Source organism: Hungatella sp. SB206 (assembly GCF_051132295.1).
Classification (GTDB): domain Bacteria; phylum Bacillota; class Clostridia; order Lachnospirales; family Lachnospiraceae; genus Hungatella; species Hungatella effluvii.
Genome location: NZ_CP096603.1, coordinates 3,732,021 through 3,744,424, shown reverse-complemented (window position 1 = coordinate 3,744,424; position 12,404 = coordinate 3,732,021). Strand labels below are relative to the sequence as shown.

Annotated in this window: 12 protein-coding genes; 4 read left to right on the top strand and 8 right to left on the bottom strand. The window is 50.8% G+C overall.

From position 1 onward, the window contains the following. Positions 1–20: 20 nt before the first annotated feature. From M1L66_RS16380 to M1L66_RS16355, 6 genes are all read right to left on the bottom strand, one after another. Positions 21–1,268, bottom strand: a complete 1,248-nt coding sequence (locus tag M1L66_RS16380) for a competence/damage-inducible protein A (RefSeq protein WP_002604171.1) — start codon at positions 1,266–1,268, stop codon at positions 21–23. Positions 1,269–1,274: 6 nt separating this feature from the next. Further along, positions 1,275–1,817, bottom strand: coding sequence for a CDP-diacylglycerol--glycerol-3-phosphate 3-phosphatidyltransferase (pgsA, locus tag M1L66_RS16375; protein ID WP_187022091.1), 543 nt, complete (start codon positions 1,815–1,817; stop codon positions 1,275–1,277). After that, a complete protein-coding gene (gene rimO / locus M1L66_RS16370; protein WP_434687121.1) occupies positions 1,801–3,141 on the bottom strand; it encodes a 30S ribosomal protein S12 methylthiotransferase RimO in 1,341 nt (446 codons plus the stop codon). The genes pgsA and rimO overlap by 17 nt, the downstream gene beginning before the upstream one ends. 314 nt (positions 3,142–3,455) lie before the next feature. Then, a complete protein-coding gene (gene rpoZ, locus M1L66_RS16365) occupies positions 3,456–3,707 on the bottom strand; it encodes a DNA-directed RNA polymerase subunit omega (RefSeq protein ID WP_110323322.1) in 252 nt (83 codons plus the stop codon). A gap of 23 nt (positions 3,708–3,730) precedes the next feature. Further along, entirely contained in the window at positions 3,731–4,351 is a 621-nt protein-coding gene (gene gmk, locus M1L66_RS16360; RefSeq protein WP_187022094.1) for a guanylate kinase, read from the bottom strand. 51 nt (positions 4,352–4,402) lie between these two features. Further along, positions 4,403–5,281 (bottom strand): YicC/YloC family endoribonuclease, encoded by an 879-nt coding sequence (locus tag M1L66_RS16355; RefSeq protein WP_025530418.1) that lies wholly within the window; start codon positions 5,279–5,281, stop codon positions 4,403–4,405. A 181-nt stretch (positions 5,282–5,462) separates the two neighbouring features. On the opposite strand from M1L66_RS16355, the gene M1L66_RS16350 reads away from it, so the two are divergent. The 4 genes from M1L66_RS16350 (at position 5,463) to M1L66_RS16335 (ending at position 9,815) form a co-directional block, all read left to right on the top strand. Then, on the top strand, positions 5,463–5,876 hold the full coding sequence (locus M1L66_RS16350) for a PH domain-containing protein (RefSeq protein ID WP_002604177.1): 414 nt from the start codon (positions 5,463–5,465) through the stop codon (positions 5,874–5,876). 67 nt (positions 5,877–5,943) lie between these two features. Continuing rightward, complete coding sequence (locus M1L66_RS16345) at positions 5,944–7,701, top strand: Rqc2 family fibronectin-binding protein (protein WP_434694170.1); 1,758 nt, start codon at positions 5,944–5,946, stop codon at positions 7,699–7,701. A 204-nt stretch (positions 7,702–7,905) separates the two neighbouring features. Continuing rightward, positions 7,906–8,820 carry a helix-turn-helix transcriptional regulator gene (locus M1L66_RS16340; protein WP_434694265.1) on the top strand — a complete coding sequence of 305 codons (915 nt, stop codon included), beginning with the start codon at positions 7,906–7,908 and terminating at the stop codon, positions 8,818–8,820. A gap of 113 nt (positions 8,821–8,933) precedes the next feature. Further along, positions 8,934–9,815 carry a prenyltransferase gene (locus M1L66_RS16335; RefSeq protein WP_434694168.1) on the top strand — a complete coding sequence of 294 codons (882 nt, stop codon included), beginning with the start codon at positions 8,934–8,936 and terminating at the stop codon, positions 9,813–9,815. On the opposite strand, the gene M1L66_RS16330 is transcribed toward M1L66_RS16335, so the two are convergent. After that, positions 9,767–11,182 (bottom strand): sulfatase family protein, encoded by a 1,416-nt coding sequence (locus M1L66_RS16330; RefSeq protein ID WP_434694166.1) that lies wholly within the window; start codon positions 11,180–11,182, stop codon positions 9,767–9,769. The genes M1L66_RS16335 and M1L66_RS16330 overlap by 49 nt on opposite strands. 16 nt (positions 11,183–11,198) lie before the next feature. Further along, positions 11,199–12,377 (bottom strand): glycoside hydrolase family 88 protein, encoded by a 1,179-nt coding sequence (locus M1L66_RS16325; RefSeq protein ID WP_434694164.1) that lies wholly within the window; start codon positions 12,375–12,377, stop codon positions 11,199–11,201. Between the last annotated feature and the right edge of the window lie 27 nt (positions 12,378–12,404).

Genomic DNA, 12,404 nt, shown 5'->3' with positions numbered 1-12,404 from the left:
TGTATTATCCTCCTGAAGACTTATCCCCGATAATTTGCGAGTATGGACCTGCGCAATAGATCGAGAGACTTTACGACGGCCTGCTCTCTGATCTTATCCCGGTTGCCCTTGAAGTGGTACTCTTCCACTTTCACCTTATCTTTCATATAGCAGGCAATATAAACGAGCCCCACAGGCTTGTCTCCCTCGGTCGAAGGTCCGGCAATTCCGGTGACGGCGATACAGACATCGGCGTCAGTTGCAAATACACCGCCTGTGGCCATCTCCTTCGCAGTCTGTTCGCTGACGGCACCGTATTTCTTGAGGGTTCCCTTGCTGACATCGAGAATTTTCCTCTTTGCCTTATTGGAGTAGGTGACGAAGCCCTCACGGAATACTTCGGAGGCTCCCGACACATTAACCAGGCGCCCGGCGATCAGGCCGCCGGTACAGGACTCCGCGGTAGTAACCGTGAGCTCATACTTTTTAAGAAGACGGACGACCGCCATCTCCAGGGTCTCCTCTTCCTTTGTGGTATAGATATCATCACCAAAACGGTTCTTGATCTCCTTTACGACAGGCTTAATCAGGCTCTTGGCCGTCTCGTCATCGGCCGCGCGTGCCGTTACACGCAGATGTACCTCCGCCGTCTTTGCGTAAGGGGCGATGGTCGGATTCGTCTGTGCGGCGATTAAATCCTTGATCTGGTCTGCCACCTGGCTCTCCCCGTGGCCGCAGATCTTGATCATCTGGGAACGGATCACCTCAGGCTGTAATTCCTGAAGATATGGGGATACCGCGTCCAGGAAAAGCGGCTTTAACTCGTTAAAGGGGCCGGGAAGGAGAATCGCTGCCTTTCCTGCCTTTTCCAGAATGAGTCCGGGGGCTGTGCCGTTATGATTGTCAAGAACTTTGCAGCCTTCCGGAATAAGCGCCTGTTTCCAGTTGTTTTCCGTGATAACAGGATAGATGCTATTCTTGAAATACGTCTCGATCCGCTCTCTCGTATGCGGGTCTTCCACCAGCTTAAAGCCCATAACCTCGGCGCAGACTTCCTTTGTGATGTCGTCCTCCGTAGGTCCAAGGCCGCCGGTCAGGATGATGATATCCGCCCTTTGCAGAGCCGTGTTAATATCTTCCGCCAGCCGTTCCCGGTTGTCTCCCACCGTTACCTGATGGTACATGGAGAGGCCGAGTGACGCGCATTTCTCCGCGAGGAACTGGGCGTTGGTATTCACGATATTTCCAAGTAAAAGTTCTGTTCCGACTGAAATTAATTCAACAACCATAATGATTTACAGACTCCCTTCCGTAAGAACACGATAATTTTTCGCAATGTAATCGATCAGTGAAACCACCGTCAGAACCAGCGCGATGACGCTGAAAATGGTGGTCAGAATGGACAGTGCCGGGATATTTACAATCAGCAGCACAGACATAATCATCTGAGAGACGGTCTTAAATTTTCCCCAGTAGCTGGCGGCGATCACGACACCGTTGTCAGATGCTACCAGACGGAAGCCGCTGATGATGAACTCGCGGCTGATGATGATAATCACGAACCAGGCCGGAAGCTGGCCAAGGCCGACGAAACAGATTAAGCCGGAACAGACCAGGAGCTTGTCTGCCAGCGGGTCCATGAATTTTCCAAAGTTGGTTACCAGATTGTATTTCCTGGCGATCTTTCCATCCAGTAAGTCTGTAAAGCTGGCTACGATGAAAATGACCGCGGCGATATAGCGGTACGTCTGGTTGACACCGCCGTCAAGCAGCATAAAGAGTACAAAAAACGGAATCATGATGATTCGAAGAATCGTCAGTTTATTCGGTAAATTCATCTTCTATCTCTCCTATTAAATCGTATTCCAGCGCGCCTGTCACCCTGGCCCTTACAAAGGTTCTGGACATCAGCTCCTCGCCGGTCTGGATGAAAATCATGCCGTCCACGCCAGGGCCGTCCATATAGGTTCGTCCCACATAGGCGTTTTCATCGGCAACCTTGCCTTCGATCATGACATCCAGGGATCTTCCAATCATGGACTGAGAATGGTCAAAGGAGATTTCCTGCTGGAGCTCCATGATGGCATCGCGCCGTTCTTCCTTCACTTCCTGCGGAATCTGATCCGGGAATCCGGCCGCCGGAGTGTCTTCCTCCGCGGAGTAAGCGAACACGCCGAGGCGCTCAAACTCCATCTCGTCCACGAATTCCATCAGCGTCTCATGATCCTCCTCCGTCTCTCCCGGAAATCCGGATATGAGGGTCGTACGGATTGCGATATCGGGAATCTCACTGCGGAGTTTACCGACGATCTCCTTTAACTGCTCCCTGGAAGTTCTCCTTCCCATGCGGCGCAGGATGGTATCGCTGGCATGCTGAATCGGCATGTCAAGATAATGGCAGACCTTTTCCTCTGTTTTTATGGTTTCGATCAGCTCATCGGTGATCTCCTCCGGATAGCAGTACTGAATCCGGATCCACTGAAGGCCGGAAATGCGGCAGAGTCTCTTTAAAAGCTCCGGAAGCGACTTCTTTCCATAGAGATCCACGCCGTACAGCGTCGTCTCCTGGGCTACCAGGATCAGTTCCTTTACGCCCTGATCGGCCAGTGACTGTGCCTCCGATACCAGCCGTTCCATGGGAACACTGCGGAAATTACCGCGCAGGCTGGGAATAATACAGTAGGTACAGTGCTTGTCACAACCTTCGGCAATCTTTAAGAATGCGTAATGGCCTCCGGTGGTGATCACCCGGTCTGTCTTCACCTCAGGAATGAGATCCAGATCGTGGAAGCACTGGACGTGCTCCCTGCCGCCAAGCGCCTCGGCCAGCACATGGGATATCTCGTCATAGGTGGTGGTACCGAGGATTCCATCGACTTCCGGAATCTCATCGATGATCTCCTGTTTGTAGCGCTGAGCCAGGCAGCCGGTAACGATCAGCGCCTTACACTTACCCACCTCCTTCATCTGCGCCATCTCGAGGATTGTGTTAACGCTCTCCTCCTTGGCGTCACCGATGAAGCAGCATGTGTTGATGACAATGACATCCGCATCGTACTCGTCATCCGTAAAGGTATAGCCGTCCTTGTTTAAAAGCCCCAGCATCATCTCCGTATCCACCAGGTTCTTATCACAGCCCAGCGAAATGCATAGTAATTTCATAAAATATTATAACTCCTGTCTTTTCGTATGTCTTTTTGGCATCTTTGTTTCAATCCTCGCGGCCAGTGAACTGGCGGACATGCTGCTGTCCGTAACACCACGGTGAATGGAAAATGGAAAGGCCATCTCTGCCAATGTGGAGACGGCCTTCAACCCCGGGCACTGTTAAGAAATAACGCAGCCATCTGATTTGTCTAAAGCTCCATACGCCGCGTTGTCGTCAATCGGCGTACGCCGTACGCCTCATTCCTCCGCCTTGCGCATGAAGCTTTATCCTGCATCATCTGTCCAAGTTGTTTCTTAACAGTGCCTTATCAATCGTCTTCTTCCGTTGCGTCCGCTTCGCTTAAGATCTTTACATCGCCGTCATATAATTCTTCTACGGCAACGGAAAGCGGCTTCTTTCCGGCAATTGGAAGATCAGACTCGGCTCCACCGATGATCTGTCTCGCTCTCTTTGCCGCGGCGATCACGATGGAATAACGGCTCTGAACAACCGGCTGTTCTCCTGGTTCTACCTCGCTGTTTACTACTTTAATTAAATCTGAATAAGATGGATGTAACATCTTTCATTCCCCTTTCCTGATAGCTATATATTCTTTAATTCTTCCCTGATCTGGGATAAAAATGCCAAATTATTTGAAACTCTGCTGTGCTGTACCGCAATCATCTTATGAAGCTGCTCTGTACAGGAACTGATTTCATCGTTGATTAAAATATAATCGTAGGAATCCATGCCCTCCGCCTCTTCCACTGCCCGGCGAAGTCTTGCATTAATCACATCCATGCTTTCCGTGCCTCTGCCGATCAGGCGTCTCTTTAATTCTTCCGCGCCCGGCGGCATGACAAAGATCAGGATGGCTTCCGGGAAACGCTCCTTTACTTTTAAAGCGCCCTGAATCTCGATCTCTAAAAGCACGTCTTTTCCCTGTTCCATCTGTCTTAATACATACTCCTTCGGAGTTCCGTAGTAATGATTGACGTACTGCGCGTATTCGATCAGCGCATCCTGTTCCATCATCTCTTTAAATCGGTCTTCCGTCACAAAAAAATATTCCCGTCCATCCACTTCTCCCTCTCTGGGATTCCTGGTGGTAGCGGATATGGATAACGCATAATTGTCATACTTCTCAAGCAGAGCCTTCATAAGGGTGCCTTTTCCGGCGCCTGAAAATCCCGATATGACTGCCAGCACACCATGTTCGTTCATAAGTTTCCACCTCGTTATGAGCACTTAGCGCCTCTACTCAGCGTCTGTACTCTATTCTATGTTCTGAATCTGTTCCCTTACCTTCTCGATCTCGGTCTTCAGCGCAATGGCCTTATCCGAAATCTCCAAATCATTGGCCTTCGATAAAATGGTGTTGGCCTCCCGGTTCATCTCCTGGGCAATGAAATCCAGTTTCCTTCCCACGCTGCCGCCGGCTTCCAGCTCCGCCTTCGTATTCTCAATGTGGCTTCTCAGACGTACGGTCTCTTCATCCACACAGATCTTATCGGCAAAGATCGTCACCTCTGTGGCGATTCTTCCTTCATCAATGGTCGTATTGGAAAGCAGTTCTTTTACCTTGTCTTCCAGCTTGGTGCGGTACTCCTCCATAATCCGCGGGGAGCGCTCCTCGATAAAATCCACAAGACTGGTCATAAAGCTTAACTTGCCCTGTAAATCAGCCTTTAGATTCTCACCCTCCGTGACTCTGGTATCAACAAACCGTCTGGCGGCCTCTTCAACCGTCTCGGACAGAAGCTTCCACATGTGTTCCTCATCTTCCGGAACCTCCTCCATCGAGAGAACTTCCGGACATCTGGAAAGCGTGGATACTGTCACATCATTTCGTATACCAAACTGAGTCTCCATCCTGGCAAAATAATCCATATATTCGGCGGCAAGCGCGCTGTTATACTTCAAGCACAGCTTGTTCTCCGTGTAGTCTTCATAAGTAATAAATACGTCGACTTTTCCGCGCTGGATATAATTCTTCAGCAGATTCCTGATTCCGGCTTCAAAAAAATTGAACTTCTTTGGCATCTTGATGCTTAAATCCAGGTATCTGTGATTGACCGCCTTCATCTCGACGGAAATCTTATATTCATCCGTGACGGTTTCGAATCTTCCAAAACCTGTCATGCTTTTTATCATTCCTTGTGCCTTCCTTTCGCCATAGATACCATCCATTATAAGTCATAATAAAAAACAAGTCAAATAGTTTTCTGGACTGCGGGGACACAGGCGGGGAGTGAACTGTTACAACTGGACGAAAGGTGGATTCCATAGTATAATATAGCCAGTTTCATTCAGTCAGTTAAAAAGGAGAACAGCTATGAAGAAGGAAAGTATGATCTGGTACGATAGAAAGCGTCTCTGGTGCGGACTCCCATGGACCTTTACGAAATATGGAATGGACGAGGGCCGTCTTTTTGTAGAGACCGGCTTTTTAAATACGAAGGAAGAGGAAGTTCGCCTCTACCGCATTTTAAACATCAGTCTGAGCAAAAATATTATCCAGAGGATTTTCGGACTGGGTACGATTCACATTGACAGCACGGATCTGGATTTAAAATGCTTAAGAATTACCAATATTAAAGACAGCGACCACGTGAAGGAGATGCTCTCCAAGAAGGTGGAGGAAGAACGCTTAAGGAACCGTGTCAGCGCCAGGGAATTCATGAATCACGGCGAGGACGGCGATGATACAGAGGCGGACTTAGACTCGTTTGAAGGGCATGAACATTAGGCGGACATAGATATTAGACAGACACGGATATTAGAAGACAGGAACACGGAAGGATCGAGGTATAACAATGGCATTAGACGGAACTGTAATGGCCAGTCTCACAGCGGAAATCGGTAATCGGCTGGAGGGCGGAAAGATTGCGAAGATCGCCCAGCCGGAAAAGGATGAACTGCTGTTTACAGTCAAAAATCAAAAAAACACATGGCGCCTGCTCATTTCGGCAAGCGCCAGTCTTCCGCTTCTCTACTTTACGGAGCAGAACAAGCAGAGCCCTATGACAGCGCCCAATTTCTGTATGCTCTTAAGAAAGCATATTGGAAACGGCCGTATCATGAGGGTCAGCCAGCCGGGGCTGGAGCGTATCATCTGCATGGAAATCGAGCATCTCGACGAACTGGGGGACAAGCGGATCAAGAAACTCTATATTGAGATCATGGGCAAGCACAGCAACATTATCTTCTGCAATGACGAAGACATGATTCTCGACAGCATCAAGCATATTTCGGCCCAGGTCAGCTCCGTTCGTGAGGTTCTGCCCGGACGGCCCTATTTTATCCCGCAGACCGTGGAGAAAAAAGACCCGCTCTCCATATCGGAGGCGGAATTTACGGAACTGATCGGCCACACGGCCGCGCCGGTACAGAAAGCGCTCTATATGAAGCTGACAGGCATCAGCCCGATCGTCGGCACGGAGCTTTGCCATCTGGCCTCCATCGACGGCGATGTGTCTGCCAATGAACTGACGGAGGCAGAGCTCATCCATCTCTACCATATGTTTTCTCTGATGATGGACGACGTGAAAAGCCGCTGCTTTACCCCGAACATTATTTATTACCAGAACGAGCCGGTGGAATTTTCCGCTCTCCCGCTTACCTGTTTTGAAGGAGAAAAGTACCAGGCTGTAACTTACGATTCCATCAGCACGCTGCTGGAAGAATACTATGCGTCCAGGAACATCTTAACGAGAATCCGTCAGAAGTCCGTGGACCTGCGGAAAATCGTCCAGACCGCTCTGGAGCGAAACTATAAAAAGTATGATCTTCAGATGAAGCAGTTAAAGGATACGGAAAAACGCGACAAATACAAGGTCTACGGTGAACTGCTCAACACGTACGGCTATGAGCTGGAGGGCGGTGAGAAAAAGCTCATCTGCTTAAACTACTATACGAACGAGGAAATCACTATCCCGCTGGATGACCAGCTGTCGGCCCGGGAGAATTCTCAGAAGTTTTTTGATAAATACAACAAACTGAAGCGGACGTATGAGGCCCTGTCGGAACAGACCCTGGAAACGAAACGGGAAATCGATCACCTGGAATCGGTCAGTGCCGCGCTTGATATCGCGCTGAAGGAAGAAGATCTCGTTCAGATCAAGGAAGAACTGATGGAGTACGGTTACATCAAGCACAGGCGCGCCGGAGACAAGAAACCGAAAATCACCAGCCGTCCCTTCCATTATATCACCTCAGACGGATTTCACGTCTACGTCGGCAAGAACAACTACCAGAACGACGAACTCACCTTCAAGCTGGCGAATGGCGGCGACTGGTGGTTCCACGCAAAGGGCATTCCCGGCTCCCACGTCATTGTAAAGACGGAGGGAAAAGAGCTGCCCGACCACGTATTTGAGGAGGCCGGCGCCCTGGCCGCTTACTACTCCAAGGGCCGGGAGAACGAGAAGGTGGAGATCGACTACATTCAGAGAAAGCATATCCGGAAAGTGGCCGGTGCTGCACCGGGATTCGTCATTTACCACACGAATTACTCGCTGGTGGCCGAGCCGAAGCTGCTTCTCGAGGAAGTCAGCGAAAAAAAGAATTCCTGATCCGGGAGATGATTTTATACAGATAAGAATTTGCCCATTTCATTCAGGCGGCATAGAATCAGGCCGTCCTGGAGGAAATGGTTTTTTTGTGTTATATGACCGCTGAAACGGCCGCGCTCCGGCGCGGGTCCGGCTTAGCGGACTCTTTGTGAAAGAATAAACTTGACAGGAAATGTCGTATTTCGTATGATAAAGCCACTGGAGGTGAAATGTTTGAAGAGTGACCGCATGTTTGGAATTCTGTGTATTCTTCTGGAACGGGAGAATGTGACCGTAAGAGAACTGGCCGGATATTTTGAGGTGTCCACACGCACGATTCACAGGGATTTGCTGGATTTATCCGCTTCCGGATTTCCGGTGGTGACGAGACAGGGAGTCGGCGGCGGAGTCTCACTCCTGCCGAATTTCTGCTATAATAAATCGGCGCTCAGCGAAGATGATATGAAAGTGATACTGGCCGGCATCGAGGGATTGGCTACCATCGATGACAGCGCGCGGATGAAGACGCTGCTGGCGAAGCTCCGCTTCAGCGACGGCAATCGGCTGCTGCTGGAAAATGACATCATTCTGGATTTCACTTCCTGGAATCAGAACAGCTCTTTCCTATCCAGGATCGGGATGCTGCGGAAAGCGATCGCCGGGCATTTTATCGTGGAAATGGGTTACTGCAGCCCCAGCGGCACGGTGACGAGACGTGTCGAGCCGTATAAGCTGATTTTCAAACAGGAGACGTGGTACCTGCTGGCCTTCTGTCTGCTGAGACAGGAATTCCGCATGTTCCGCCTGAGCCGGATTACGGATTTAGAGGTCAGTGATTCCGTCTTTGATGAACGGAGCGATTATGAGATTCCTTCGATGGAAAGCCATTTTGTCAACGACAGAGGCCAGACGGTCACCGTGAAAATGGACCGTTCTCTTGAATTTCTGGCGATTGATTTCTTTGGCCGCGAAAATCTGGTTTACGGGGAGAACGATATTGTTGTTACATTTCTCACCGGGAGGCCGGAATGGGTTCTGAGCACTTTTTCCGGATTCGGAAACAAAGCCGAGATTCTGGCGCCGGACAGTCTCCGGCAGGAAATGAAACAGTATCTGGAGCAGATGGCAGCATTATATTAGACGGATAACGTGAAATATGACAGGACGCTGTCATATTTAAACAGTTATACTCGTATCATAAATATCTGAATGTTCTCAGACATTTACAGAATGAAATCAATTGGAGGTACCGTATGGCAGTTGATAAAAAATACGAGGCGGACGTCGCTGTGATCCTCTCCCACCGCTACGACCAGGGAGGCACGCTGTGGGACACACCGGACCACCGCCTGCAGAAAGGGGCGCCGTTTTCCACTCTGGACTGTGTGAGCTATCTCCTGGAGCTGGGGATGGACCCGGAAGACCCCATATTAAAGGAGGCCGCAGATCTGATACTCAGCGCATGGCAGGAGGATGGCCGTATCAGGCTTTACCCAAAGGGAAGTATTTATCCCTGCCATACGGCCTGTGCGGCGCAGGTGCTCTGCCATCTGGGATATGCGAATGACGGGCGGCTGCAGACCACATTCCGTTATTTTCTGGATACCCAGTATCCCGACGGCGGCTGGCGATGCAGGAAATTTTCCTTCGGGCACGGTCCTGAGACGGAATACTCCAACCCGCATCCGACACTTCTGGCGCTCGATGCCTTCCGCTTCAGCGATTATTTAAACCGGGAACCTGCGCTGGACCGGGCGGTGGAGTTTTTACTGGAGCACTGGACGATTAGGAAGCCCATCGGCCCGTGCCATTATGGAATCGGAACGCTGTTCATGCAGGTGGAGTATCCGTTTCGGAACTATAATCTTTTTGAATACGTCTATATCCTCTCCTTCTATGACCGCGCCAGAAAGGATCCCCGTTTCCTGGAGGCATTTCACGAGCTGGAGGCGAGAACGGTAAACGGGCAGATCGTGGTGGAACGGGTCGTGCCAAAACTGGCTAAGCTCACCTTCTGTAAAAAGGGGGGAGCCAAGCGAACTGGGGACAAAGCGCTTTTTGGAAATACAAAATCATTTTATATAGACTATCCGATCCTGTCCCACAGAAACGGGTCCTCTGTCAACTCCAGATAATGCTTCAGCCGTTCCCGAAATGCCAGGATCCGCGCATCCGCGCAGTCCTTTTCCACTACCAGTGGATTCATTTCATACGGGTCGAGCTCTCTGTCATAGAGAAGCTCTCTCTGCGGCTCATCGGGGGTGTAGCCATTGGTGATGACGTAGGTATACCGTTTGTTCCTGATACCCCGCCAGCCATAGGCTTTGTGCGTCAGACCGCGCTTTGAAAATGCAGCAACCATGTCCGCGCCTCCGGGATAGGAACAGATCAGCATATCTTCCGGCTCGCCGGACACTGCACTGCCGGCCTCTGCCGGAGCCGTGGTCAAGCTTCCTGCGTGGCTGTAACCCTCGCACGTCTCCGGCACATCCAGATCCAGAAGCTCCAGAAGCGTCGGCATGTGGTCGGGACTTGCGAAGATCGCCTCATTCTTTCCGGGCTCCAGTCTTCCCTTCTGCCGGAAAATGAGCGGAATGTGAAGCGCCTCATCGTACCAGATGTTCTTGCTCATAAGTCCGTGAGATCCCAGCATCTCCCCGTGATCGGCGGACAGCACCACCAGAGTGTTTTCCTCCATGCCGTTTTCCTTAAGCCAGGTCAGGATTCTGCCAAACTGTTCGTCGATTCCATAAACCGCAGCAAAATACTGGCGTGTCTGCGTCTCTAAGAGACCGCCCTCTTTCCGCATGGATTCCGGCACATTGGGACGGTAGTGGACCTTTAAATCCTTAAACTTTTCATAATAGCGCTCCGGCACCAGCTCATAAGGCAGGTGCGGCGGATTATAGGATACAAACAGTGCGAACGGTTCATCTTCGTCCTTCTTCTGATCCATATATTCGATGGCTTTGTCGGTCTCGTATTCCGCGGACCATTTGCCGGGCCTGATCTGAGTCTCATCATTCAGCCAGTAGTGGGGATCGAGGTGATCGTCGCACGCCCCGTAGGACAGGAAATAATCAAAGCCCTGTCTTCTCTCTCCCGGCGGCGTATAGGCGTCCCACTCTCTGGCGCCGGACTTTGGATGCGGATTGAAATTGAGCTCCGACGCATCCAGATGCCATTTGCCGATATAACCTGTCGCGAAGCCCGCGTCCTTTAAAACATTAGCGATACAGGTCTCCTGGGGCTTCAGCATGATCTTCTCTTCCAGGCCGATCTTGCAGTTGGTCCACATTCCCACACGGAATGGGTATTTGCCCGTCATGAGCGAAGCCCGGTGCGGGGAACATAAGGGAAAGGTGCTGTACGCATTGGTACAGCAGACACTTTCCTCTGAAAAACGGTCAATATTCGGCGTTACTGCCTGATCGCTACCGAGAGCGCCTATAGCCTCGGCGCGCCACTGGTCAGCGAAGACATACAAAAGATTGGTTTTCATCGATGTCTCATCTCCTTTACCAGTATAACTTCCAATCCTTCGAAAGCCGGGTCAGGGCTTCCATATAGAAATAATCTCCCCATGTATTGCATTCATCCACACCGCGGTTCGTGCAGGTGTTCTCCTTGGAATCCCGGGCATACGTACCGTGGAGCAGCAGCCCGTTGGATTTCGTGATGTCCGTGTTGGCGCAGTGATCAACAAGTGCCCTAAGCATACGGTCCGCAGCCGTTAAATAGCGGTCGGACTTATCCTGATCTAAATACTTTGCCATCTCCAGGATTCCGCAGACAGCGATGGCTGACGCGGAGGAATCCCTCGGTTCTGTGCTTCCCGTGTCGAAATCAAAATCCCAGTAGGGAACGAGATTTTCCGGCAAATGTTCGATGAAGTAGTCCGTAACACGGCAGAATAAATCGATGTATTCCGGGTTCTTTAAATAGCGGTAGCTGAGCGCGATCCCGTAGACGCCCCATGCCTGGCCTCTCGCCCATGCGGAACCGTTCCGGTTGCCCTGATGGGTTACGCCGTAAGTGGGCTCTCCCGTCTCCACATCGAAGAAATGGGTATGGTAGGTGGAATTATCGGGTCTCAGGATGCATTTCATGGCGGTTTTGATGTGATGCTCCGCCTTCTGTGCGTAGGACTCATCTCCGGTCACCTCCGTCGCCCAGTAAAGGATGGGAAGGTTTAACAGACAGTCGATGATCAGCCGGTACTCCTTAGGCTCTCCCGGATTTCCCCAAGCCTGAAGGAAGTTTCCTTTCTCCCTGTAGCGTTCCGCCAGATGATCGGCCGCCAGAAGCGCCGCCTTTTTTGCATGCTCATTGCCGGTTAGCTTGTAAGCCGCCACACAGGACAGGCTGTATAAGAAGCCCATGTCGTGGTGGTTTACGTCGATTTTCTTCTCGATTCGCTCTAAAAAGCTTTCTACCTGAATGTCGGCGGCCTTTTTAAATGCCTCGTCACCGGTATGCTCATAGGCCAGCCAGATCGAGCCGGTCCAGAATCCGGTGGTCCATTCCACATTTTCCGTCGGCTCATAGAAGCCGCCGAAGCTGTTGGAGGACTGAAATTTCTCTGTAAATACCGGAAGGTTTTCCCGGATAACAGCTACGGCGCCGTTAAGCGCCGTAGTTGTCATCCCCTCTTCCATGCCCGGATAATTCCGGATTGTGTTAAGGGTCTGTGCCATAGTCTATTCTCCTTATTCTTTTCCTTT